Genomic DNA, 23,946 nt, shown 5'->3' with positions numbered 1-23,946 from the left:
CATGGAGCGGACTCGGGCGCGGAGTCGCGCCATGGTGATCGCGTGACCGCGCCGCGGGGCGCCCTGGACGGGCCCGCGCTCGTCTACGACGGCGACTGCGGGTTCTGCACACGTGCCGCGCAGGTCGCCCGGCGGATCCTGCCCCGGGACTGCGCGGTGACCCCGTGGCAGCGCACCGACCTGACGTCGATTGGCGTGACGTCGGCGCGGGCGCAGCGCGAGGTGCTGTGGGTGTCCCGATCCGGCCGGGTGAGCGGGGGCGCCCGCGCCGTGGCCGACGCGCTCCGGGCGGCGGGCAGCCCCTGGACCCTCCTGGGGGTCGCGCTGCGCGTGCCCCCGCTCTCGTGGGTCGCCGACGGCGTCTACCGGCTCGTCGCGGCCAACCGCATGCGCCTGCCGGGCGGTACCGCGGCCTGCGCCGTCCCCCCGCGCTCGCCCGACGAGCAGCGCGGCGGGTCCGGCACGGCGGCGTGACGCGAGCCGCTCAGCCGAGCGGCAGCAGCCGCACCTCCGGCGGGCGGAGCAGGGCCAGGGGGTCCAGGTAGGTGTCCCTGAGGCGCAGGCCCCAGTGGAGGCAGGCCGCAGCCGGGCAGCCGTCGTGCCCGGCGGTGAGCGCCCCCAGCGGGGAGCCCCGCGCCACCGCCTGACCTGCGCCGACCGTCGGCTCGACCGGCTCGTACGTGGTCCGCAGCCCGCCGGGGTGGTCGACGCTGACCACCGGACGTCCGGCGACCATCCCGGCGAACGCCACCACGCCGTCCCCGGCGGCCAGCACGGCCGCGCCGGGCGCTCCGGCGAGGTCCACGCCCCGGTGACCGGCGGCGTACCGGTCGGCCGGCGGGTCGAACGGCCGGGTCACCGCCCCCTCGACGGGCGGCACCCACAGCGCGGAGGACGACGGGGGCGCGGGCTCGGCGACGGCGGGAGCGGGGCCGAGGACCAGCGCCGTGGCGAGGAGCAGGGGGACGAGGAGGCGCACGGCGGCAGCCTCCACCCGGCACACGCGCCGATCGCCGGGGGAGCGGGGTCTGTGGACGGCCCCGGCCTCGGGGGAGGACCTCGCCGCGCGAGGCGTATGCTCGTCGGCGCGACCCGTCTCGACCGGGTCGACTTCGCGCGTCCTCGTGCCCGCTGGAGCCAGCGGGCCGGTCGCCACCTCGGTCCCCGTGGGTACGCCCCGCGGGGTGGTGTGGCACCGCGGACGCCAGGGCGGTGCACCACCCGGTGCCCGCGACAACCGAGGAGCGCGGCCGCCGGGCGGCCGCGCGCGAGAGAAGGGCTGCGGCCATGGCAGTCGTCAGCATGAAGCAGCTGCTCGACAGCGGCGTCCACTTCGGGCACCAGACCCGTCGCTGGAACCCGAAGATGAAGCGCTTCATCTTCACCGAGCGCAACGGCATCTACATCATCGACCTGCAGCAGACGCTCGGGTACATCGACAACGCCTACGAGTTCGTCAAGCAGACCGTGGCGCACGGTGGCTCGATCCTGTTCATCGGCACCAAGCGGCAGGCCCAGGAGGTCATCGCCGAGCAGGCGCAGCGGGTCGGCATGCCCTACGTCAACCAGCGCTGGCTGGGCGGCATGCTCACGAACTTCTCGACGGTCCACAAGCGGCTGCAGCGGCTCAAGGAGCTCGAGGACATGGAGCAGACCGGCGTCATGGCCGGCCTGTCCAAGAAGGAGCAGCTGGGCCTGACCCGCGAGAAGGCCAAGCTGGAGCGCAGCCTCGGCGGTATCCGCGACATGCAGAAGGTGCCCAGCGCCGTCTGGATCGTGGACACCAAGAAGGAGCACATCGCCGTCGGCGAGGCCCGCAAGCTGGGCATCCCGGTCGTCGCGATCCTCGACACCAACTGCGACCCCGACGAGGTCGACTACAAGATCCCGGGCAATGACGACGCCATCCGCAGCGCTGCCCTCCTGACCCGCGTGATCGCCGACGCCGTCGCCGAGGGCCTCATGGCCCGCTCGGCCGCGCAGGCCAACGCCGGCCGCGAGGACGGCGCCGAGCCCGTCATCGGCGAGGCCGAGCCGCTGGCCGACTGGGAGCGCGAGCTCCTGACCGGTGGCGACGCCGCCGCGGCCCCGGCCGCCGAGGCCACCCCGCTGCCCGAGACCCCGGCCGCCCCGCCCGTGGTCACCGCGGGCGAGGTCGCCCCGGTCGAGGGCGTCCCGGCCACCGGCGACACGGCCACCGGCACGCAGGGCGCCCAGAACGGCTGAACCGCGCCGGCGCCGTCCCCGCCCGCCGCGGGGACGGCGCCGTGGCCCGTCCGGGCGGCCCCGTCCGGGACTCCCGACTCAGCACCACACCCACCCCAGACACAGAGGGAAGTGACATGGCTGGCTTCACCGCTGCCGACGTCAAGCGGCTCCGCGACGCGACCGGCGCCGGGATGATGGACTGCAAGAAGGCCCTGACCGAGGCCGAGGGCGACTACGACAAGGCCGTCGAGCTGCTGCGCATCAAGGGCGCCAAGGACGTCGGCAAGCGCCTCGAGCGCTCCACGACCAACGGCGTCGTCGTCAGCAAGGACGGCGCGCTGCTCGAGCTCGACTGCGAGACCGACTTCGTCGCCAAGAACGCCGACTTCGTCAAGCTCGCCGAGCGGCTGCTGGACATCGTCCTGGAGCGCAAGCCCGCCGACGTCGAGGCGCTGCTGGCCACCGAGGTCGACGGCCAGACCGTCGCCGCGCTGGTCGAGGGCGAGTCCGCCCGCATCGGGGAGAAGCTCGTCCTGAGCCGCTTCACCGTCTTCGAGGGCACCACCGCCACCTACCTGCACAAGCGGGCCACCGACCTGCCCCCGGCCATCGGCGTCGCCGTGCAGTACACCGGGGGCAGCGAGGAGGCCGCCCGCAGCCTGGCGATGCACATCGCCGCCGCGCGCCCGCGGTACCTCACCCGCGACGAGGTCCCGGCCGAGGCGGTCGAGACCGAGCGCCGCGTCGCCGAGCAGACGGCCAAGGAGGAGGGCAAGCCCGAGCAGGCGATCGTGAAGATCGTCGAGGGCCGGGTCAACGCCTACTACAAGGACTTCGTCCTGCTCGAGCAGCCGTCGATCACCGAGCCCAAGCGCACGGTCAAGCAGATCGTCGACGAGGCCGGCCTGACCGTGGAGCGGTTCGCCCGCTTCGAGGTCGGCCAGGCCTAGTACTGACGGCCCTGCTGCAGGGCCCGCCGCGAGCGTGCGAGTGGTGGGGGGCAGTGGGGTCCTTCCGCTCACCGGCCCCGTCCCGTCTCGGGACGGGGCCGGTGGCGCGTCCGGGACGGGACCGCGGGGACCCCTGCCCGCGCGAGCGCGCCGAGCCCATGCGGCAGGATCAGGGGAACGCCGTCGAGCGAGGGATGAACAGTTGACCGACACCGCCGCGCCGAGCGCCACCACGCCCCTGTCCGCGCCGACCGCCTTCCAGCCCGCTGACGACGGGGGCTACAAGCGGGTCCTGCTCAAGCTGTCCGGCGAGGCGTTCGGCGGCGGCAAGGTCGGTGTGGACTCCGGCATCGTCCAGAACATCGCCGAACAGCTGGCCGAGGTCGTCCACGGCGGCACCCAGGTCGCCATCGTCGTCGGGGGCGGCAACTTCTTCCGCGGCGCCGAGCTCTCGCAGGCCGGCATGGACCGCCGGCACGCCGACTACATGGGCATGCTCGGCACCGTCATGAACTGCCTGGCGCTGCAGGCCTTCTGCGAGCAGGTGGGCCTGGAGACGCGCGTGCAGACCGCGATCACCATGGGCCAGGTCGCCGAGCCCTACATCCCGCGCAAGGCGGTGCGGCACCTGGAGAAGGGCCGCCTGGTCATCTTCGGCGCCGGCGCCGGCATGCCCTACTTCTCGACCGACACGGTGGCCGCGCAGCGGGCGCTGGAGATCGGCTGCCAGGTGCTGCTCATGGCCAAGAACGGGGTGGACGGCGTCTACGACGACGACCCCCGGACCAACCCCGACGCGGTCATGTACCACCACCTCGACTACGCCACCGTGCTGGCCAAGCAGCTGAAGGTGGCCGACGCGACGGCGATCAGCCTGTGCATGGACAACCGCATGCCGATCGTCGTCTTCAACCTGCTGCGCGACGGCAACATCGCCCATGCCGTCGCAGGTGAGAAGATCGGGACGCTGATCAGCGACCCGGCCTGACCGGCGCCGTCCCAGCACGCAGACCCGCGACACCGGCGGTGCAGCACCCGCCGCCTCAGGAGGAGAGACCCGTGATCGACGACACCCTGCTCGACGCCGAGGAGCGGATGGACAAGGCCCTGTCGGTCGCGCGGGAGGACCTCGGCTCGGTGCGCACCGGGCGGGCCGCGCCCTCGATGTTCAACAAGGTCCTGGTCGACTACTACGGCGCGCCCACCCCGGTGCCGCAGATGTCGTCGATCACCGTGCCCGAAGCGCGCATGGCGGTCATCAAGCCCTACGACAACGGGCAGCTCTCGGCCATCGAGAAGGCCATCCGCGACAGTGACCTGGGCGTCAACCCGACCAACGACGGCCAGATCATCCGCGTGGTCTTCCCGCAGCTGACCGAGGAGCGCCGCCGCGACCTGGTCAAGCAGGCACGGTCCAAGGGCGAGGACGCGAAGGTCGCCATCCGGAACATCCGGCGCCGCAGCAAGGAGGAGCTCGACCGCATCGCCAAGGACGGCGAGGCGGGCGAGGACGAGGTGCGTCGGGCGGAGAAGGAGCTCGACGACCTCACCGCCAAGCACGTGCACTCGGTCGACGAGGCGGTCAAGAACAAGGAGGCCGAGCTGCTCGAGGTCTGAGCCGTTCGGTCCTCCTCCCATGACACCCGATCCCGACACGGGGCCGATCCCCGTCGTCGGCCGACGTCCCACACCGCCCCCGGCGCCCCGACCGCCCCGGGAGGCCCGGACGGCGCAGCTGCCGGTCGCCGAGCCGGCGACCGTCGAGACCCCGGCGCCCGTCGGCGGCCCGACGACGGACCCCAGGCCGGCGACGGACACCGCTCCGGCGACGGTCGAGGCCCCGGCGACGGGCGCCCCCGGCCCGGCCCCGGACTCCTCCTCCCCGGAGGGCCCCGCGCGGAAGCAGGGCCGGGCGGGGCGGGACATGGTCGCCGCCATCGGCGTCGGTCTGGGCCTCGGCGCGGTCATCATCGCCTCGCTGCTCATCCACCGGCCGGCCTTCCTGCTGGTCATCGTGGCGGCGATCCTGGTCGGGATCGTCGAGCTCACCCGCGCCGTCGAGGCCGGCGGGGCCCGGCCGCCGCTGGTCCCGGTGCTGGTCGGCGCGGTCGCGATGCTCGGCCTGGCGTGGACCCGCGGCACCTCCGGCCTGGTCGTCGGGTTCCTGCTCACCGTCCTCGCGGTCCTGCTGTGGCGGCTCGGTGACGGCCCCGAGGACTACCTCCGCGACGCCTCCGCCGGCGTCCTGGTCGCCGCCTACGTGCCGCTGCTGGCCGGCTTCGCCGTCCTCCTGCTCGTGCCCGACGACGGCGTGGCGCGGGTGCTGGCGTTCATCGCGACCGTCGTGGGCAACGACGTCGGCGGGTTCGCCGCCGGCGTGCTGGCCGGCCGGCACCCCATGGCCCCGTCGGTCAGCCCCAAGAAGTCCTGGGAGGGGATGGCGGGGTCGATCGTCGCGTGCGTGCTGATCGCCACGCCGATCGTCACCCTGGCGCTGGACGGACCGTGGTGGGGTGGTGTGATCTTCGGCGCGGCCCTGGCGGTGAGCGCGACGGCCGGTGACCTGGGCGAGTCCCTGATCAAGCGGGACCTCGGCATCAAGGACATGGGCACGCTGCTGCCCGGCCACGGCGGCATCATGGACCGGCTGGACTCCCTGCTGCCGTCGGCCGCGGTCGCCTACCTGCTGCTCTCCTGGGTCGCTCCCGCCTGAGGCTGCGGTCAGCCGCGGGAGCCGACCTCCCACACCGAACCGACGACGGCGAACCCGCGGCGGGCGTACCAGTGCCGCGGCCAGTCCGCGGCGTGCGCCTCCAGGACGACGAGGTCGCAGCCGGCCTCGGCGGCGAGCGTGACCAGCCGGGCGAGGACCGCGTCGCCGTACCCGCGGCCGCGGACCTGCGGCTCGGTCATCACCGACTCGATCGAGGCCGTCGCGCCGTCGACCCGCAACTGACCGGCGGCCACCGGGCTGCCCTCCTCGCGGACCGCGACGTCGGTGACCGCCACCACTGCGTCGGTGCGGTGCTCGCGGCCGACGAGCTGGGCGACGACCTCGTCGAGCTCGGGCAGGACGGGCAGGTCGCGTCGCCAGGAGCGGTCCCACAGCCCGTGCAGCTCGCGCTGGTCGGTCACCTCGGCGCGGGCGCCGCCGTCCAGCGGGGTGGCCGGCCGGCTCATGACCAGCAGCTCCGAGACCTCCCAGCCGCGGTCAGCGAGCTCGGCGGCGACCGTCCCCGCGCCGGGCCAGCGCAGCACGGCGGCGGGGGAGGGCAGCCCGGACCCGAGCGCCGTCCGCTCGACGGTCGCGGCGTCCACCGGGGCGCTCAGGAGCACCGCGTTGTCGTCGCGCGAGTGGGGGTAGCGCCGATCGGCCACGAGCACGCCGCCGGGGACGTCGCGCACCTCGGGGGCCCGCCGGACCGCCAGAGAGGTCTGCAGCGCCACCGCCCGGCCGAACGCGTCGTCCGGCGCCGGCAGCACGGGCTCGACCGGCGGCCGCCACGGGACGACCGCGACCACGGCCGACGTCGGCAGCGGTCCGTACAGGTGGGGGAAGCGGGTGCCGGGCGGGTCCTGCGGGTGCCCCGGTTCCCAGCGCAGGGGGTCGGCCAGGCGCGCGGGGTCGACGACGAGCAGCACCAGGTCGCGGCGGCCGGGGAACAGCCGCCCCGCGGGCAGGTGCACCTGCTCGGGCGTGGACAGGTGGACGAAGCCGTCGTCGGCCAGCGACGGCGGGCGCAGGGCGCCGCGGTCCAGGGCGGCGCGCCACGCCCACGCCTCCGTGAGGTGGACGAGGACGCTCGCGGTCATCCCGCCATCCTGCCGACGGGGGTGGGGGCCGATCACCGTCGGGCGGCCTGCGCACGGCGACTCCTGGACCGACCGGGCCGGCCTCTGCTCAGGTGACCTGCGTCATGGCAGATGTCCCGCAGGAGTCATTAGCGTGGCGCCCGGCCCTGAGAGGCCTGGGTCGTCCTACACACGGCCCTCCGCCGGTCGAGCAGCGTCGCCGCTGGCTGATCCCCATGACCGCATGGGTGCCCCTCGCCTGCTCCTGGAGGAGCTGCTCTGTGACTGCCGCTCGCGTCCTGACCTCGACCGGCTCCGGTCCGACGTCCCGCCCTGACCTCCCTGTGCCACCCCCGGAGGCGCAGGGGTCTGCCCCCGCCCATCGACGGGAGCTGTGGTTGACCGGGGCGTCGCTGGTCGTGACGTGCGCTGTGGCGGCCGTCGTCGGGGTGTTGCTGACCGTACAGCTGACCCACGAGGTCTCCCAGGGTCATCTCCTGCGGGCAGTGCTCGGGGCTCTGGGCAGCCTGGCCATCGCCGTCCTCGTCTATGGGGGACTGGTCTACCAGCTGGCCCGGTGGGGCCACTTCCGGAGGCTGCTCTCCGCGGAGGTCGCGGATCCCGCGGATCAGGACGAGCTGTTCGAGCCCGACGCCGAACCGGGGAAGCTGACGGTCCTGATCCCCTCCTACCGCGAGGACATGGCCGTGGTGCGCCAGACGGTGCTGTCGGCCGCGCTGCAGGACTACCCGGACCGACGGGTGGTGATCCTGGTGGACGACCCGCCGGCACCGGACGCCCCGGGGCACGTCGCGGCGCTGGACGCCGTTCGCGGGCTCCCCGCGCAGGTGCACGCCCTCGTGGCCGATCCGGCGCGCGAGCTCGCAGAGGAGGCACACGCCTTCGCCCGCCGCACCGGGCACTCCACCGACGTCCCCCAGGACCTCCTGGTCGAGGAGGCCCGGTGGGTGGAGGACCTCTACGAACGCACTGCTCACTGGTTCGACCGGCAGTTCGAGGCCGAACACGCCGAAGACCACACCGCACGCCTGTTCAGCCGGCTGACCTTCGGTGCCCGTGCGATCGCCTGTCGCGAGCGGGCGGCCGAGGTCGCCGCGTCCCGGACGGCCGGGACGCTGACCCTGGGCCGGCTGCGCCGCGACCACCAGCGCCTGGCCTGCCTGTTCGCCGTCGAGGTGACCGTCTTCGAGCGCAAGAGGTACGCCAACCTGTCCCATGAGGCGAACAAGGCGATGAACCTCAACTCCTACATCGGGCTGCTCGGCCGACGCTGGCAGGAGGTGCACCGTCCGGACGGGGTGCACCTCGAGCCCGTGCCCGCGCCGACGCGGTCGCCACGACCGGCCCCCGCGGACCCGCAGACGGTGATCGAGGTCCCGGCCAGCCGCTGGCTGCTCACCTTGGACGCGGACAGCCTCCTCGTGCACGACTACTCGGCCCGGTTGGTGCAGGCCATGAGCCGGCCGGAGCAGGTCCGGACCGCGGTGATGCAGACGCCGTACTCGGCCGTTCCCGGCGCCCCGGGCCCCGTCGAGCGCACCGCGGGCGCCACCACGGACGTCATGCACGTCGTCCACCAGGGCACCACGCACTTCGACGCCACCTACTGGGTCGGCGCGAACGCACTGCTGCGGACAGACGCGCTGGCCGACATCGCCACCACCGAGCAGGAGGGGTCCAAGGAGGTGACGCGGTTCATCCAGGACCGCACGGTGATCGAGGACACGGAGTCGACCGTCGACCTGGTGGATGCCGGCTGGAGGCTGCACAACTACCCCGCGCGGCTGGCCTACAGCGCCACCCCCGCCGACTACGGGTCGTTGCTCATCCAGCGCCGACGGTGGGCCAACGGCGGCCTCATCATCCTGCCCAAACTGCTGCGGTCCTACCGACGCAGCGGGCTGCGCGGCAGGACCGCCGAGGCGGTCATGCGCGTGCACTACCTCATCAGCATCGCGACGGCGAACCTGGCGCTCCTGTTCCTGATGTTCGTCCCGCTCGAGTTGGACGTCCCCGTCGCCCTGCTGGTCGGGACGTCCGTCCCGTACTTCGCCCTCTACGCACGCGACCTCCGCCTCATGGGCCGGCGGCGCCGCGAGCTGCTCGAGGTCTACGCGCTCAACCTGCTGATGCTCCCCGTCAACCTCGGTGGCGTCGTCATGTCAGTGCGTCAGGCGCTGACCGGTCGGCGGATCCCCTTCGGCCGGACGCCGAAGGTGAGCGATCGGACGGCCGCTCCGGCCCTCTACGTCGCCTCGACCCTCGTCCTGCTCGCGTTGTGGGCAGTCGGCGCGACGGTGGACGCGGTCGCCGGCCGGGACCTGCACGCGGTGTTGGGGGGAGCCAACGCCGTGCTCCTCGCCGTGGCGGTCACGCGGTACATCGGTTGGCGTCACGCGCTGGGCGACCTGACCGCACCGCTGAAGGGCCGGCTGCGACGGGGGTCCTCCGTCCGGGACGACGGGGAGTGTCCCGGCGAGCTGGCTGCCGACCCTGGAGCGGGTCCCCAGGCCGTGGTCCCGATCCACGCCGTGCGGGACGCCGCCTGACAGAACTGCGTCGGCTCGGGCCCGCCACGGCTCGGACGCCTCACCAGCCGGGACCGTCGAGCGGCGCGTCGGGGTCGACGCCGTGCTCGGCCAGCGCCGCCTCGATCGCCTCGCAGACGGTGCGGACCACCGTCACCCGGGCGGAGCGCTTGTCGTCGGCGGCGACGACGTGCCACGGGCCCCGGGGGTGGTCGGTGCGCTCGAGCATCTCCTCGACGGCGGCCTCGTAGGCGGGCCGCTTCTCGCGGTTGCGCCAGTCCTCGTCGGTCAGCTTCCAGGCTCGGTAGGGGTCGTCCCGCCGCGACTCGAAGCGGCGCAGCTGCTCCTCGGGGGAGACGTGCAGCCAGAACTTGACCAGGACCATCCCCTCGGCGGCCAGCGTGGTCTCCAGGTCGACGATCTCGGCGTAGGCCCGGCGCCACTGGTCCTCGGTCGCGAACCCCTCCACCCGCTCGACCAGGACGCGGCCGTACCAGGTGCGGTCGAGGACGGCCATGCCGCCCCAGCCGGGCAGCACCGGCCAGAACCGCCACAGGAAGTGATGCCGCTTCTCGTCGTGGGTGGGCGCGGCGAACTGCGCCACCCGCACGTGCCGGGGGTCGAGCTCCTCCACCAGTCGCTTGATCGCGCCGCCCTTGCCCGAGGCGTCCCAGCCCTCGAAGAGCACGCACAGCGGCGGGCCGAGCTCGCCGGAGCCGATCTGCCCGCCGAGCAGCAGGCGCAGGTGCACCAGCCGCTGCTGGGCCTGGGCGAGCTGTTCCTTGGCGTCGCGCTTGGAGAGGCGGGCGCCGAGGTCGACCTCCGAGAGACGGCTCATGTCGTGCAGCCTGGCAGGACGCCGAACGGTGTGCGCACAGGAGCAGTTCTCACCGTTCGAACTGCGCACCGGCGCACAGCGTCGGGTGAGTTCACCTCGCGTGCTGGCGGACCCAGGCGTGCATGGCGATCCCGGCCGCGACGCCGGCGTTGATCGACCGGGTGGACCCGAACTGGGCGATCGACAGCACCCCGTCGGCAGCCGCCCGTGCCTCCGCCGTCAGCCCGCTGCCCTCCTGACCGAAGAGCAGGACGCAGGCGCGGGGGAGCGTCTCGGTCTCCAGCGGACGGGCCCCGGGCAGGTTGTCGACGGCCAGGAGCGGCAGCCCCTCCGCGCGCGCCCACGCGGCCAGCGACGCGACGTCGGGGTGGTGCCGGACGTGCTGGTACCGGTCGGTGACCATCGCCCCGCGCCGGTTCCAGCGCCGCCGCCCCACCACGTGCACGGACTCGGCGAGGAAGGCGTTCGCCGTCCGGACGACGGTCCCGATGTTGAGGTCGTGCTTCCAGTTCTCGATGGCCACGTGGAAGGGGTGTCGGCGCGGGTCGAGGTCGGCGACGATCGCCTCGACGGTCCAGTACCGGTAGCGGTCGACGACGTTGCGGCGGTCCCCGCCGGCCAGGAGCTCGGGGTCGTAGCGGGGGTCGTCGGGCCACGGTCCCTCCCAGGGACCCACACCCACGCCGTCGTCGGGGGTGAGTTCCCTCTCGGCCTCGGTCACCGGGCCGACGCTAGTGGGACCATGGGAGGCGCCATGACTGCCCTGCCCCTGGTCTTCGACGCCCCCCGCCGGGGCAAGCCGCCCCGCCACCTCGCCGACCTCACCCGCGAGGAGGCGCGCGCGGCGGTGGCCGAGCTCGGCCAGCCCGCCTTCCGCGCCGACCAGCTGTCGCGGCACTTCTTCCGCGGCGTCACCGACCCGGCGCAGATGACCGACCTGCCCGCCGCGGTGCGCGAGACGCTGACCGGCGCGCTGCTGCCCGGCCTGCTCACGCCCGTGCGCCACCAGTCGGCCGACGGCGGCCGCACCCGCAAGACGCTGTGGCGGCTGCACGACGGCGCGCTGGTGGAGAGCGTGCTCATGCGCTACCCGGACCGTGCCACCGTCTGCATCTCCAGCCAGGCCGGGTGCGGCATGGCCTGCCCGTTCTGCGCCACCGGGCAGGGCGGGTTGACCCGCAACCTGTCCGCCGCGGAGATCATCGGCCAGGCCGTCGCGGCCGCCGCGGCGATGGCCGACGGGGAGATCCCCGGCGGTCCCGGCCGGCTGTCCAACGTGGTCTTCATGGGCATGGGCGAGCCGCTGGCCAACTACGCGCGGGTCCGGAAGACGATCGACGCCCTGGTGACGCCCGCGCCGCACGGGCTGGGGCTGTCCCAGCGCTCGGTCACCGTCTCGACCGTCGGCGTCGTCCCGGCGATCCGGCGGCTGACCGAGGAGGGGCTGCACGTCACCCTGGCGGTGAGCCTGCACGCCCCCGACGACGAGCTGCGCGACACCCTGGTGCCGATCAACACCCGCTGGAAGGTCGGCGAGGTCGTCGCCGCGGCCGACGCCTACGCCGAGCGCACCGGCCGCCGCTACTCGATCGAGTACGCGCTCATCCGCGACGTCAACGACCAGCCCGAGCGCGCCGACCTGCTCGGCCGGCTGCTCGCCGGGCGCCGCGCGCACGTGAACCTCATCCCGCTCAACCCGACGCCGGGCAGCCCGTGGGACGCCAGCCCGCTGCCGGCCCAGCGCGAGTTCGTCCGGCGGCTGCGCGCAGCCGGCGTGCCGACGACGGTCCGCGACACCCGCGGCCAGGACATCGACGGCGCCTGCGGTCAGCTGGCCGCGGCCGACCGGGTGGAGGGCGTCCCCGCCGTCGCGCTGCCGCAGCCGTCGCTGGAGCCGCCGGTCGAGCTGGGTGCCGAGGCCGACGAGTGAGCGAGCGGGGCGAGTCGACCCCGCCGGCAGCCGAGGCCCACGAGCACACCCACGCCGACGTCTCCGGCGGCTGGCTGCGCGCGGCCGTCTTCGGTGCCATGGACGGCCTGGTCACCAACACCGCGCTGGTCGCCGGCGTGGGTGGCGGCGGCGCGGCGCCGCGGGCGATCGTGCTCGCCGGCATGGCCAGCCTGGTGGCCGGCGCCATCTCCATGGCGCTGGGCGAGTACACCTCGGTGAAGACCCAGAACGAGCAGCTCGACCTGGAGGTGGCCAAGGAGCGCCTCGAGATGGAGCGCAACCCTCGCGGGGAGCTGGCCGAGCTGGTGCAGATGCTGCGGGTCCGCGGGGTCGACGCCGACCTCGCCCAGCGCGTGGCCGTCCAGCTCCACCGGGACCCCGACGTCGCGCTGCGGCTGCACGTCGTCGCCGAGCTCGGCCTCAACCCCGAGGAGAAGCCCTCCCCGACGACGGCGGCGGTCTCGTCGTTCCTCACCTTCGGGACCGGCGCGCTGGTCCCGCTGTTGCCGTTCCTGCTCGGGTCGTCGCTGCTGTGGGTGGCGCTGCTGTGCGGCGGGGCCGGCCTGGCCGTCGCCGGCGCGCTGTCCTCGCGCTTCACCCCGCGCCCGTGGTGGTTCGCCGCTGCCCGTCAGCTCCTCTTCGGGGCGCTGGCCGCCGGGGTCACCTACGCGATCGGCGTGCTGATCGGCGTCAGCGTCGCCTGAGACGGCGCGAGGCCCGCCCCGGAGGGGGACGGGCCTCGCGTCAGGGCCGGCGGCGGTGCGTCACTGGCTGCGCCAGGCGTTCTTCCGGCGGAAGTAGTCCATCACCTTGATGAGGATCATGAGGGCGACGAGCGCGATCAGCCAGTAGTCCTCCATCCGGCCCTCGTGGTTCCCGATGAGGTAGGCCGCCAGGAAGATGATCGCGACCCACGAGGCGATCCGGCCGGCCCGGCCGGTCTCCCCGTGCCAGCCCCACTCCTCGGGCCGCTCGTGCTCGACCGGGGCAGCGTCGTGGCGGACGACCGCCTCCTCGCGCCCGGGCTGGTTGACCCGCTCGGTCGCGGGGTGGTCCGTCGCGATCCGCTCGCGGTGGGTCTGCTCGCTCACGCTCTCTCCTCGCCGGCGCTCGTCGATCGCGCTCGCGGCGCTGCCGTGTCCACGGCTCGCTCGCAAGCTCGCTCGCTGTGCATTCTGTCAGGAGCCCCTGGGACCCACCGCCCGAGGGAGGGCGGCGCGCCGTCCTCGGGGAGGATGCACCCGTGAGCGACCTGCGCGAGGTGACCGTCCTCGGGTCCACCGGTTCGATCGGCCGGCAGGCGATCGCCGTGGCCGAGCAGAACCCCGACCGACTGCGGATCACCGGGCTGGCGGCCGGTGGCGGCGACGTCGGCCTGCTCGCCGAGCAGGCCCTCGCCCTCGGCGTCCGGACGGTCGCGGTCGCCCGGGCCACCGCCGCCCAGGACCTGCAGCTGGCCTTCTACGCCGCCGCCTCGAAGCGGGGCTGGTCGACCGGCCAGTTCGCCCTGCCCGAGATCCTCGCCGGGCCGCGCGCGGCCGAGGAACTCGCCGCCCGCCCCGCCGACGTGGTGCTCAACGGCATCACCGGCTCCATCGGCCTCGGGCCCACCCTCGCCGCGCTCGGCGCCGGGCGGACCGTCGCGCTGGCCAACAAGGAGTCACTCGTCGCCGGGGGAGCGCTGGTCACCGCGGCCGCGGCGCCGGGCCAGCTGGTGCCGGTGGACTCCGAGCACTCGGCACTGGCGCAGTGCCTGCGCGGTGGCGCCCGCGGCGAGGTCGCGCGGCTGGTGCTGACCGCCAGCGGCGGGCCGTTCCGGGGCCGAAGCGCCGGCGAGCTGGACGGCGTCACCGTGGAGCAGGCGCTGGCCCACCCGACCTGGGCCATGGGGCCGGTCGTGACGATCAACTCGGCGACCCTGGTCAACAAGGGCCTGGAGCTCATCGAGGCGCACCTGCTCTTCGGCGTCCCGTACGCCGACATCGACGTCGTGGTGCACCCGCAGTCGATCGTGCACTCGATGGTGACCTTCACCGACGGCGCCACCATCGCCCAGGCCAGCCCGCCGGACATGCGCCTGCCCATCGCGCTGGCGCTGGCCTGGCCCGACCGGCTGCCGCACGTCCAGCCGGCGCTGGACTGGTCGGCGGCGAGCACCTGGGAGTTCGCCCCTCTGGACGCCGAGGCGTTCCCCGCCGTCGCGCTGGCCCGCTCGGCGGGGGAGGCCGGGGGCGTGGTCCCGGCGCTGTACAACGCGGCCAACGAGGAGGCGGTCGCGGCCTTCCTGGCGGGTCGGCTGTCGTTCCGGGGCATCGTCGACCTCGTCGCGCGTACCCTCGACGACGCGCCGGACCTCGGCGCCCCCACCTGCGTCGAGGACGTCCTGGCGGCGGAGAAGTGGGCCCGGCAGCACGCCGGGGGTGTGATCGCCGGAGGCTGAGCTGAGCGGGTTCCTCCTGACCGTCCTCGGGATCGTCGCGTTCGCCGTCGGCCTGCTGTTCTCCATCGGCTTCCACGAGTTCGGCCACTTCTTCTGGGCCCGGAAGTTCGGCATGCGGGTGCCGCAGTTCATGGTCGGCTTCGGCCCCACGATCTGGTCGCGCCGGCGAGGCGAGACCGAGTACGGCATCAAGGCCGTCCCGCTCGGCGGCTACATCCGCATCGTCGGGATGATCCCGCCGGCCGAGGAGGGCGAGAGCAGGCGCGCCACCCGCATGCGCAGCTTCATCGCCGAGGTGCGCGGGCAGGCGCTCAACGACGTCCTGCCCAGCGACGCCGGCCGGGTCTTCTACGCCAAGCCCTGGTGGCAGCGGGTCATCGTCATGTTCGCCGGCCCGTTCCACAACCTGGTGCTGGCCGTGCTGTTCTTCGCCGTCACGTTGACCGCCGTGGGCACCAGCGTGCTGACGACGACGGTGCGGGACGTGCCGGCCTGCGTGCTCCCCGCCGGAGCCGCCAGCGCCACCGCCGAGGACCCCTGCTCGGTCCCCCTCACCGCGGACGGGCAGCTGTGCGAGGCCGGCGCGCCCGGGTGCGCGCAGCCGCAGCAGAGCCCGGCCGCGGCTGCCGGGCTGCGCCCCGGGGACACGATCGTGGCCATCGACGGCCAGCGGCTCGACCGCACCGCCTACGACAGCTGGACGGCGGTGCAGGACGCGATCCGCAGCCACCCCGGTCAGGAGCTGTCGCTGACCATCGAGCGGGACGGCGAGCAGCGCGACGTCACCGTCACGCCGATCGCCAACACGGTGTACGTCGAGGCCGGCAGCGACGAGACCACGACCGCCGGCTACCTGGGCGTGTCACCGACCGCGGAGCTGGCGCGCCAGTCGTGGAGCGACGTGCCGGGCTACTTCGGCATGATCGTCGTCAACTCGGTGGAGCGGCTGGTCGAGATCCCCGAGAAGATCCCGCAGCTGTTCCGCGCGGCCTTCCTCGGCGAGGAGCGGGACGAGAACGGGCCGATCGGCGTCGTCGGCGTCGGCCGGATCTCCGGTGAGGTCTTCGCCATCCAGGAGTTCTCCGGCGCGGAGAAGCTCAGCTTCTTCCTCAGCCTGCTGGCCAGCGTCAACCTGGTGCTGTTCCTGTTCAACCTGCTGCCGATCTACCCGCTCGACGGCGGGCACGTCGCGGGCGCGCTGTACGAGAAGGCCCGGGCCACCGTCGCCCGGCTGCGCGGGCGCCCCGACCCGGGGCCGTTCGACATCGCCCGGCTCATGCCCGTGGCCTACGTGGTGGCGGGGTTGTTCATCGTGCTGTCGGGCCTGCTCCTGGTGGCCGACATCGTCAACCCGATCACGCTGCAGTAGGCGCCGGCGGGGGTCACAGCCGCAGGCGGCGGCACCGCGCTGCTCAGCGGGCGATACTGGGTGTCATGGCGACCCCCGTCAGTCTCGGCATGCCCGCTGCGCCCCCGCCCGTCCTCGCCCCCCGACGGAAGACCCGGCAACTCGACGTCGGTGGCGTCGGGGTCGGCAGCGACTCCCCGGTCAGCGTGCAGTCGATGACGACGACCAAGACCGCCGACGTCAACGCGACCCTGCAGCAGATCGCCGAGCTCACCGCCGCCGGCTGCCAGATCGTGCGGGTCGCCGTCCCCGACACCGACGACGCCGAGGCGCTGCCGGCGATCGCCAAGAAGTCGCAGATCCCGGTGATCGCCGACATCCACTTCCAGCCGCGCTACGTCTTCGCCGCGATCGACGCCGGCTGCGCCGCCGTCCGCGTGAACCCCGGCAACATCAAGAAGTTCGACGACCGCGTCGGCGAGATCGCCAGGGCGGCCAAGGACGCCGGCACCCCCATCCGGATCGGGGTCAACGCCGGCTCCCTCGACAAGCGACTGCTGGCCAAGTACGGCAAGGCCACCCCCGAGGCGCTGGTCGAGTCGGCGCTGTGGGAGTGCTCGCTGTTCGAGGAGCACGACTTCCGCGACATCAAGATCTCGGTCAAGCACAACGACCCGGTGGTCATGGTGCGCGCCTACGAGCTGCTCGCCGCCCAGTGCGACTACCCGCTGCACCTGGGCGTCACCGAGGCGGGGCCCGCGTTCCAGGGCACCATCAAGTCCGCCGTCGCCTTCGGTGCGCTGCTCAGCCAGGGCATCGGCGACACGATCCGCGTCTCCCTCTCCGCGCCGCCGGTGGAGGAGGTCAAGGTCGGCACCCAGATCCTCGAGTCGCTCAACCTGCGCCAGCGCGGCCTGGAGATCGTCAGCTGCCCGTCCTGCGGCCGCGCCCAGGTCGACGTCTACCGGCTGGCCAACGAGGTCACCGCCGGGCTCGACGGCCTGGAGGTGCCGCTGCGGGTCGCCGTCATGGGCTGCGTCGTCAACGGCCCGGGGGAGGCCCGCGAGGCCGACCTCGGTGTCGCCTCCGGCAACGGCAAGGGGCAGATCTTCGTCAAGGGCGAGGTCGTCAAGACCGTGCCCGAGTCGCAGATCGTGGAGACGCTCATCGAGGAGGCCATGCGCCTGGCCGGCGAGCAGGCCGACGCAGGGGTGCCCTCCGGCGCGCCCGTCGTCACCGTCGGCTGACCGACGCAGGTGCTCCGCACCCCGACCGCCCGGGTCCTCGACGAGACCGACGAGCCGGCCGTCCGCCGCCTGCTGGCGACCGACCCGGTCGCCGCCTGCGTCATCGCGGGACGGGTCGAGGCCGCCGGCACCGCCGCCCGGGCGCTCGGCGCCCCGCTGTGGGGGTTCGGCGCGGGGCGCTCCCTGGACGCGGTGTGCCTCGCCGGGGCCAACCTCATCCCCTTCGCGCTGCCCGGCGCGGAGCGGGCGGCGGCGGTGGCCTTCGCCGAGCGCGCCCGGCGGGCCGGGCGGCGCTGCTCGACGATCGTCGGGCCGGCCGCCGCCGTCGCCCCGCTGTGGGAGCTCCTCCAGCCGTCCTGGGGTCCCGCCCGTGACCACCGGCCCCGGCAGCCGCTGCTGGCCATCGAGGGGCCGCCCGCGGTGACGCCGGAGCCCCGGGTGCGGCCGGTGCGCCCCGACGAGCTGGAGGTCCTGCTGCCGGCCGCGGTGGCGATGTTCACCGAGGAGGTCGGCGTCAGCCCGCTGCGGGTCGACGGTGGGGCCGGCTACCGCGCGCGGGTCGCGGACCTGGTCCGCGCCGGCCAGTCGGTGGCCTGGATCGAGGACGACGAGGTCCTCTTCAAAGCCGAGATCGGCGCGGTGTCGCGGACGGTCTGCCAGGTCCAGGGCGTCTGGGTGGCCCCCGCCCACCGGGGACGCGGCATCGGCACCGCGGGCACCGCCGCGGTCGTGGAGTACGCCCGCAGCGCGATCGCCCCCGTGGTCAGCCTCTACGTCAACGACTACAACGCCCCGGCACGCGCCGCCTACGCACGGGTCGGGTTCCGCGAGGTCGGGCAGTACGCCAGCGTCCTCTTCTGAGGGCGCCCCCGGGCCGGCCGCGGGGGCCGTGCCTCCCGGGGATGGGCGGCCCCATCTGGAACGCTGTGTCCCTGTGCGGAGACGTCGCGGAGCAGTCCTGGGAACCACGCTGACGCTGCTGGCCGCGCCGGTGCTGGCGGCGTGCTCGGGCAACGCCGAGGACGACGTCCGCGCCGCCGCCGAGGCCTTCCTCGAGGACTGGGCGGCCGGCGACACCGCGGCCGCTGCCGGCGCCACCACCGACCCCGACGCGGCCGGCGCGCTGCTCGAGCAGACCGCCACCGACCTGCCCGGCGCCACCCTCACCCCGGAGCTGGGTGCGGTCACCGTCGAGGACGGCACCGCCACGGTCGACTGGACCGCCACCTGGGACCTCGCCGCCGCACCCGACTGGAGCTACCCCGCGACCCTCGGCCTGCGGGAGGCCGACGAGGGGTGGGACGTCGTCGCCGAGCCGGCGCTGGTCCACCCGGAGCTGGGCGAGGGGCAGCACCTGGTGGTGGAGCGGTCGCTGCCCGAGCGGGCGGCGATCACCGACGCCGACGGCCGGCCGCTGTTCACGCCGACCGAGGTGGTCAACGTCGGCGTCGACCCGGCGCAGGTGACCGACCTGCCCGCCCTCGCCGCGGCGCTCTCGGCGGCCACGGGCATCGCCGCCGACGAGATCGTCGCCGACGTCCAGGCCGCGCCACCGGGCCAGTTCGTCCCGGTGATCACCCTGCGCCGGCCGGACTTCGAGGCGATCCGGGGACGGGTCTTCGACCTCCCCGGGGCCGTGTTCCCCACCGAGACACGGCTGCTCGCGCCCAGCTCCCGGTTCGCCTCCGCGCTCCTCGGGCGGGTGGGTCCGGCCACCGCCGAGGTGCTGGAGGAGACCGAGCAGGACGGCGTCCCGGCCTACGCCACCGGTGACCAGCTGGGGCTGTCGGGCCTGCAGCGCGCCCTCCAGGAGCAGCTGACCGGAACCCCGGGCTTCACCGTCAGCGTGGCCAGCACCGACGAGAGCACCGGGGACACCGGCCGGGAGATCGGTGCCGTCGCCCCGGTGCCCGGCGCGCCGGTGCAGACCCCGCTGGTCCCGGCGATCCAGGACGCCGCGGACGCCGCCGTCGCGGGCCAGCCCCTGCCCACGCACCTCGTGGTGGTCCGGCCCGGCACCGGCGAGGTGCTGGCCGTCTCCTCCAACGAGGCCGCCGCCGCGGGCAACGCGCTGGCCGGCCAGTTCCCGCCGGGCTCGAGCATGAAGACGATCACCGCGACCGCGCTGCTGTCGACCGGCCAGCTCACCCCGCAGACGCCGGTGGCCTGTCCGGGCACCTTCGTCGTCGACGGCCGCGAGTTCGAGAACCAGGACCAGTTCGACCTGGGCACGGTGCCGTTCACCGAGGCGTTCGCGCAGTCCTGCAACACCACCTTCATGGAGCAGTCCCTGCAGCTGCCCGACGACGCCCTGGCCGCCGCGGCCGCCTCGTACGGCGTGGGCACCGACTGGCAGCTGCCGGTCGACGTCTTCAGCGGCAGCGTCCCGGCCGACAGCACCGGGACGACGAAGGCGGCCGACGCCATCGGCCAGGGGCAGGTGCTGATGAGCCCCGCGCAGCTGGCCCTGGTCGCCGCCGGCGTGGCGAGCGGGACCCCGGCGGCGCCCGTGGAGGTCGTCGGTGCCGAGCCGGCCGGCCCGGCACCGACCGGCCCCGACCCCGCGGTGCTCGACGCGCTGCGCCCGATGATGCGCGAGGTGGTGCTCTCGGGGACCGCCACCGCGCTCGACGACCGCGGCGAGGTGTACGGCAAGACCGGGACCGCGGAGTACGGCAGCAACACCCCGCCGGACGCGCACGGGTGGTTCATGGGCTACCAGCTGCGCGGGCCGCAGGGCGACATCGCCTTCGCCGTCCTGGTGGAGGGCGGGCAGTCCAGCAGCGCCGCCGTCGGGGTGACCGACGCCTTCCTCGGCGCCCTGGGCTGACGGACCGACCTCCCCCAGGGCCCGACGGGCCCGGCGCCTCAGGCGTGGCGGAAGGCGGCCCGCTCCCGGCGCTCGAACCGGCCCCGGGTGAGGCGGAGCAGCACGCGGAACGCCCGGCCGCCCTCCCCGAAGGCGGCGTCGACCTGCTCGCTGCTGAGCCCCGCGGCCGCCCAGGGCAGCAGGAACGGCATCTCCCGCGGGCCGTGCCCGGCCTGCGCCGCGCGCTCGGCCGCGTCCCACTCGTCGGCCGACAGGTGCCGCTGGACCAGCGGCAGCGCCTCGGACTCCTCGTGGGCGAGGTGCCGGCCGAGGCAGTCGCGGGCCGCGGCCACGCGGTCTGCCAGCCGGTCCCGGGTGGCGGCGTCCGGCACGAAGGCCAGCGCCGCGAAGCCGGTGCCGCACGCGTCCAGCAGCGGGTCGATCAGCCCGTGCTCGGCCTCCATCGCCTCCAGCGTCGCCCGCCCGGCGGCGTCCCCCGCGGCGTCCACGTGGGCCAGCAGCGGCGGCCAGATCGCGGCGTCCTCGATGGTGTGGTGGTGGTGCAGCGTGGTGCCGAACCGCTCCCAGCGGGCGGCCAGCGCCCGCCAGGCGGCGCGGTCGTCCAGCGGCGTCCGCCCGACGGCGGTGGCGAAGCGGTCCAGGTCGCGGCGGAACGCGTGGTGCATGACGTACATGCCGCTGAGGTCGTGGGGGCCGTCGGCCACGGCGGCCTGCCCGGGCAGGTCCAGCTGGGGACGCGGGCGGGCGTCGGTGGGCGTGCTCATCGGAGGTCTCCTGGGAGGCGGGGCCGGGCACTCGCTCCGGCCCCCTCACCGTCGGGCCCGCCGCTTGCAGCCGGCTTGCGACCCACTGGCGGAGGGGGTCAGCCCTCTGGCAGCCCGGGGAACGGCGAGGTCACCGGGACACGGCCCGCGGCACTCCGCCAGCCGACCGCACGCACCTCCGCGGCCCCGAGCTCGTCGGTGGCCAGCCGCCGCACCGACGACTGCACGGCCTGGTCGAGCACCCGCACCCAGGCCCGGGCGACGCCGTCCTCGAGGACGACGGCGAGCGCCGCGGCGTCGACCGCGGAGAGGACGGGGAAGGGCAGCACGTAGCCCGCCGCCGCGGGGACCGGGTCGTCCCCGCGCTCCTCCAGCAGCGCCGCCAGCCGGTCCCGGACGTCGCGGTGGGCGTTCTCCGACGCCGCGGCCTGCCCCCGGGACTCCGGCGGCAGGCCCGCACCGACCGTGCCGTACCCCCACACGGCGGCGTGCTCGGCGGAGAGCGCCTCGCGCAGCGCGGTCGTCTCGGTGCCCTCGTCGAGGACGCCGTCGTCAGCCATGTGCGGCTCCCCTCGGCCCGGCTCCGGTCACGCCAGCGCCGCCTCGTGGCCCCGCAGCCCCGCGGCGATCGAGCCCAGCAGCGCCGCGCGCGGGCCGCTCTGGTCGACGCCGGCGTCGGCGTGGGAGCCCGCCGCGGCCGCCACCTGCTGGCGCAGCCAGCCCCGGACGTCGGCGCCCGGCGGAGGGGTCGCGCCCGGGGCGGGGGAGGAGGACCGAGCCGCCGGGGAGGTCGGCGACGGCGCCGCGGCACGCAGCCGGTCCAGCTGCGCGCCCGCCTGGGCGGACAGCTCGGCCACCTCGCCGCCGAGCGCGGCGTCGGCGGCCGTCGCGGCGGCGTACGCGGCGACGAGGGACTCCTGGACGCCGACCTGCGCCGCGAGCCGGTCGGCCTGCTCGGTGCTCACCGCCGGCTCCCTGGCCTCGCCGGTGCAGCCGGCGGCGGCCAGTGCCACCCCCGCGGAGGCCACCAGGAGGGTGCGCCGGGAGAACGCCCGGGGCGCGGGGAGGGACGACGGGGACATCGGCTCCATCCTCTCAGGGTGGGCCGGGGCGGCGCGGCAGCCCACCGTGGGCGGGTCCTGCCCCGGCGCCGGGTCTCGGCGCCCGGCGCCGGGCGGTAGCCTGACCCTTCGCCCGGTACCGGGCGACGGCGTGCCGGCCGTCGCCCGCGACACGCGCACGATCGGTGAGGCGGGCCCGCCGCGCAGGTGCGCCGACCGAGCCACGAGAGGGAGGGAGCCCGTGTCCGCCGCTTCCCGCACCGAGCCCGTCGCCACCCGGCTGGCCGGGCTGATCGGGCCGGTCGTCGACGCCGCCGGGTACGACCTGGAGGAGCTGGTCGTCACCCCCGCCGGACGGCGCAGCGTCGTCCGCGTGGTGGTCGACCGGGACGACGGGATCACCCTCGACGACATCGCCGAGGTGAGCCGGGCGGTGTCCGAGGCCCTCGACGAGCACGACGGCGAGTTCGGCAGCGCGCCCTACGTGCTGGAGGTGACCAGCCCCGGCGTCGACCGGCCGCTCACCGAGCAGCGGCACTGGCGGCGCAACACCGGCCGGTTGGTCACCGTGGGCGTGGGCCCGCAGGGGGCGGTCGAGCAGGTCACCGCCCGCGTCCTCGCGGTCGACGACAGCGGCGTCTCGCTCGCGGTCGAGGCGAAGGGCAAGCCCGGGGCCAAGAAGCGTCCACCGGCCCAGCGGCACGTGCCCTGGCCGGAGCTGGGGACCGGACGGGTGCAGGTGGAGTTCGGCCGGCCCGACGCGGAGCCGCAGGCCGGGACGGACGCGCAGCCGGATCCCGCGGACGACGACGACGGAGGAGGACAGTGAACATCGACGTGACCGCCCTCAAGGCGGTCGAGCGGGAGAAGGGCATCCCGGCCGACACCGTCATCGAGGCGATCGAGACGGCGCTGGTGACGGCCTACCGGCACGCCGACGGCGCGGCCAAGCACGTGCGGGTGCACGTGGACCGCAAGAGCGGCGAGGTCGCCGTGCTGGCACAGGAGCTGGGGCCCGACGGCGAGGTCGTCCGCGAGTGGGACGACACCCCGAGCGACTTCGGCCGGATCGCGGCCAGCACCGCCAAGCAGGTCATCGTCCAGCGACTGCGCGACGCCGAGCACGAGCAGACCTTCGGCGAGTACGCCGGCAAGGAGGGCGACATCGTCAGCGGCATCGTGCAGGCGCACGACCGCCGCAACGTGCAGGGCACCGTCCTCATCGACATCGGCAAGGTGGAGGCCGTGCTGCCCCCGGCCGAGCAGGTGCCCGGCGAGAGCTATCCGCACGGCAGCCGGGTCAAGGCCTACGTGGTGTCGGTGGCCCGCACCTTCCGCGGCCCCCAGGTCACCGTCTCGCGCACCCACCCGAACCTGGTCCGCAAGCTGTTCGCCCTCGAGGTCCCCGAGATCGCCGACGGCAGCGTCGAGATCGTGGCGGTGGCCCGCGAGGCCGGGCACCGTTCGAAGATCGCCGTCCGCACCAAGGTGCCGGGGCTCAACGCCAAGGGCGCCTGCATCGGCCCGATGGGGCAGCGGGTCCGCAACGTCATGAGCGAGTTGCACGGCGAGAAGATCGACATCGTGGACTGGTCCGACGACCCCGCCACGTTCGTCGCCTCCGCGCTGAGCCCGGCCCGCGTCAGCAGTGCCCGGGTCGTCGACGCGCACGCCAAGGCCGTGCGCGTCGTGGTGCCCGACTACCAGCTGTCGCTCGCCATCGGCAAGGAGGGCCAGAACGCCCGGCTGGCCGCCCGGCTGACCGGGTGCCGCATCGACATCCGCAGCGACGCCCAGCCCGACGACGACGCCGCCCCCTCGCCCGGTGAGGGGCGCGCCCCGCTGCGCTCGGGTGCTCCGGCGGGGCGGCCGGGAGGGCGTCCCGGGGGCGCGGGAGGCGGATCACGTCCCGGTCGGGTGGGCAACGCCAGGAGTGCGGAACACCCGGGGCCCGCCGCGCGCTAGAGT

24 protein-coding genes are annotated in these 23,946 nt (G+C 74.8%); 16 read left to right on the top strand and 8 right to left on the bottom strand.

From position 1 onward, the window contains the following. Positions 1 to 42 precede the first annotated feature (42 nt). Positions 43 to 474, top strand: a complete 432-nt coding sequence (locus ACI79I_RS18510; RefSeq protein ID WP_456993780.1) for a thiol-disulfide oxidoreductase DCC family protein — start codon at positions 43 to 45, stop codon at positions 472 to 474. A 10-nt stretch (positions 475 to 484) separates the two neighbouring features. Here ACI79I_RS18510 and ACI79I_RS18505 read toward each other — a convergent pair whose 3' ends face one another. After that, positions 485 to 979 carry a murein hydrolase activator EnvC family protein gene (locus ACI79I_RS18505; protein WP_456993779.1) on the bottom strand — a complete coding sequence of 165 codons (495 nt, stop codon included), beginning with the start codon at positions 977 to 979 and terminating at the stop codon, positions 485 to 487. A gap of 308 nt (positions 980 to 1,287) precedes the next feature. Here ACI79I_RS18505 and rpsB point away from each other — a divergent pair, with 308 nt between their 5' ends. The 5 genes from rpsB to ACI79I_RS18480 all read left to right on the top strand — a co-directional run bounded on the left by rpsB (position 1,288) and on the right by ACI79I_RS18480 (position 5,871). Next, positions 1,288 to 2,226: a 30S ribosomal protein S2 gene (rpsB, locus tag ACI79I_RS18500; protein ID WP_456993778.1), complete on the top strand. Its 939-nt coding sequence runs from the start codon at positions 1,288 to 1,290 to the stop codon at positions 2,224 to 2,226. Between the two features lie 116 nt (positions 2,227 to 2,342). Continuing rightward, a complete protein-coding gene (gene tsf, locus ACI79I_RS18495) occupies positions 2,343 to 3,158 on the top strand; it encodes a translation elongation factor Ts (protein ID WP_456993777.1) in 816 nt (271 codons plus the stop codon). Positions 3,159 to 3,360: 202 nt separating this feature from the next. Continuing rightward, entirely contained in the window at positions 3,361 to 4,146 is a 786-nt protein-coding gene (gene pyrH, locus ACI79I_RS18490; protein WP_456993776.1) for a UMP kinase, read from the top strand. Positions 4,147 to 4,217: 71 nt separating this feature from the next. Beyond that, a complete protein-coding gene (frr, locus tag ACI79I_RS18485) occupies positions 4,218 to 4,775 on the top strand; it encodes a ribosome recycling factor (RefSeq protein ID WP_456993775.1) in 558 nt (185 codons plus the stop codon). A gap of 307 nt (positions 4,776 to 5,082) precedes the next feature. Continuing rightward, the gene (locus ACI79I_RS18480; protein ID WP_456993774.1) at positions 5,083 to 5,871 is read left to right on the top strand and encodes a phosphatidate cytidylyltransferase; all 789 of its coding nucleotides are present in this window, start codon (positions 5,083 to 5,085) and stop codon (positions 5,869 to 5,871) included. Positions 5,872 to 5,879: 8 nt separating this feature from the next. On the opposite strand, the gene ACI79I_RS18475 is transcribed toward ACI79I_RS18480, so the two are convergent. Further along, complete coding sequence (locus ACI79I_RS18475; protein WP_456993773.1) at positions 5,880 to 6,971, bottom strand: GNAT family N-acetyltransferase; 1,092 nt, start codon at positions 6,969 to 6,971, stop codon at positions 5,880 to 5,882. Between the two features lie 428 nt (positions 6,972 to 7,399). Here ACI79I_RS18475 and ACI79I_RS18470 point away from each other — a divergent pair, with 428 nt between their 5' ends. Further along, positions 7,400 to 9,520 (top strand): glycosyltransferase family 2 protein, encoded by a 2,121-nt coding sequence (locus ACI79I_RS18470; protein WP_456993772.1) that lies wholly within the window; start codon positions 7,400 to 7,402, stop codon positions 9,518 to 9,520. Positions 9,521 to 9,560: 40 nt separating this feature from the next. Here the strand turns inward: ACI79I_RS18470 and ACI79I_RS18465 are convergent, their stop codons facing one another. Beyond that, positions 9,561 to 10,337 carry a polyphosphate kinase 2 family protein gene (locus ACI79I_RS18465; protein ID WP_456993771.1) on the bottom strand — a complete coding sequence of 259 codons (777 nt, stop codon included), beginning with the start codon at positions 10,335 to 10,337 and terminating at the stop codon, positions 9,561 to 9,563. Between the two features lie 91 nt (positions 10,338 to 10,428). Beyond that, positions 10,429 to 11,058: a TrmH family RNA methyltransferase gene (locus ACI79I_RS18460; protein WP_456993770.1), complete on the bottom strand. Its 630-nt coding sequence runs from the start codon at positions 11,056 to 11,058 to the stop codon at positions 10,429 to 10,431. Between the two features lie 33 nt (positions 11,059 to 11,091). Between ACI79I_RS18460 and rlmN the strand changes: the two genes are divergently transcribed. Continuing rightward, positions 11,092 to 12,267: a 23S rRNA (adenine(2503)-C(2))-methyltransferase RlmN gene (rlmN, locus tag ACI79I_RS18455; protein WP_456946337.1), complete on the top strand. Its 1,176-nt coding sequence runs from the start codon at positions 11,092 to 11,094 to the stop codon at positions 12,265 to 12,267. After that, positions 12,264 to 12,992, top strand: coding sequence for a VIT1/CCC1 transporter family protein (locus ACI79I_RS18450; protein WP_456993769.1), 729 nt, complete (start codon positions 12,264 to 12,266; stop codon positions 12,990 to 12,992). Before rlmN ends, ACI79I_RS18450 begins: the two co-directional genes overlap by 4 nt. 60 nt (positions 12,993 to 13,052) lie before the next feature. Here ACI79I_RS18450 and ACI79I_RS18445 read toward each other — a convergent pair whose 3' ends face one another. Further along, a complete protein-coding gene (locus ACI79I_RS18445; RefSeq protein ID WP_456946335.1) occupies positions 13,053 to 13,379 on the bottom strand; it encodes a DUF2631 domain-containing protein in 327 nt (108 codons plus the stop codon). A 152-nt stretch (positions 13,380 to 13,531) separates the two neighbouring features. On the opposite strand from ACI79I_RS18445, the gene dxr reads away from it, so the two are divergent. The 5 genes from dxr to ACI79I_RS18420 all read left to right on the top strand — a co-directional run bounded on the left by dxr (position 13,532) and on the right by ACI79I_RS18420 (position 20,153). Then, the gene (dxr, locus tag ACI79I_RS18440) at positions 13,532 to 14,728 is read left to right on the top strand and encodes a 1-deoxy-D-xylulose-5-phosphate reductoisomerase (protein ID WP_456993768.1); all 1,197 of its coding nucleotides are present in this window, start codon (positions 13,532 to 13,534) and stop codon (positions 14,726 to 14,728) included. 1 nt (position 14,729) lies between these two features. Then, on the top strand, positions 14,730 to 16,097 hold the full coding sequence (locus ACI79I_RS18435; protein ID WP_456993830.1) for a M50 family metallopeptidase: 1,368 nt from the start codon (positions 14,730 to 14,732) through the stop codon (positions 16,095 to 16,097). A gap of 65 nt (positions 16,098 to 16,162) precedes the next feature. Continuing rightward, entirely contained in the window at positions 16,163 to 17,323 is a 1,161-nt protein-coding gene (gene ispG / locus ACI79I_RS18430; RefSeq protein ID WP_456993767.1) for a flavodoxin-dependent (E)-4-hydroxy-3-methylbut-2-enyl-diphosphate synthase, read from the top strand. Between the two features lie 9 nt (positions 17,324 to 17,332). Then, positions 17,333 to 18,184, top strand: a complete 852-nt coding sequence (locus ACI79I_RS18425; protein WP_456993766.1) for a GNAT family N-acetyltransferase — start codon at positions 17,333 to 17,335, stop codon at positions 18,182 to 18,184. Positions 18,185 to 18,257: 73 nt separating this feature from the next. Then, positions 18,258 to 20,153 (top strand): penicillin-binding transpeptidase domain-containing protein, encoded by a 1,896-nt coding sequence (locus tag ACI79I_RS18420; protein ID WP_456993765.1) that lies wholly within the window; start codon positions 18,258 to 18,260, stop codon positions 20,151 to 20,153. Between the two features lie 38 nt (positions 20,154 to 20,191). On the opposite strand, the gene ACI79I_RS18415 is transcribed toward ACI79I_RS18420, so the two are convergent. From ACI79I_RS18415 to ACI79I_RS18405, 3 genes are all read right to left on the bottom strand, one after another. Next, entirely contained in the window at positions 20,192 to 20,917 is a 726-nt protein-coding gene (locus ACI79I_RS18415) for a hemerythrin domain-containing protein (RefSeq protein ID WP_456993764.1), read from the bottom strand. 98 nt (positions 20,918 to 21,015) lie between these two features. Further along, a complete protein-coding gene (locus ACI79I_RS18410; RefSeq protein WP_456993763.1) occupies positions 21,016 to 21,477 on the bottom strand; it encodes a ferritin-like domain-containing protein in 462 nt (153 codons plus the stop codon). A 27-nt stretch (positions 21,478 to 21,504) separates the two neighbouring features. Next, positions 21,505 to 22,008, bottom strand: coding sequence for a hypothetical protein (locus tag ACI79I_RS18405; RefSeq protein ID WP_456993762.1), 504 nt, complete (start codon positions 22,006 to 22,008; stop codon positions 21,505 to 21,507). Positions 22,009 to 22,219: 211 nt separating this feature from the next. Between ACI79I_RS18405 and rimP the strand changes: the two genes are divergently transcribed. Together rimP and nusA are read left to right on the top strand one after the other, a co-directional pair. After that, the gene (rimP, locus tag ACI79I_RS18400) at positions 22,220 to 22,807 is read left to right on the top strand and encodes a ribosome maturation factor RimP (RefSeq protein WP_456993761.1); all 588 of its coding nucleotides are present in this window, start codon (positions 22,220 to 22,222) and stop codon (positions 22,805 to 22,807) included. Beyond that, positions 22,804 to 23,943: a transcription termination factor NusA gene (gene nusA, locus ACI79I_RS18395; protein WP_456993760.1), complete on the top strand. Its 1,140-nt coding sequence runs from the start codon at positions 22,804 to 22,806 to the stop codon at positions 23,941 to 23,943. The genes rimP and nusA overlap by 4 nt, the downstream gene beginning before the upstream one ends. Positions 23,944 to 23,946: the final 3 nt, after the last annotated feature.

Source organism: Geodermatophilus sp. SYSU D01105, from assembly GCF_054050095.1.
Note: the sequence above shows the minus strand (reverse complement) of the source record. Positions and strands in the feature narration are given on the sequence as shown.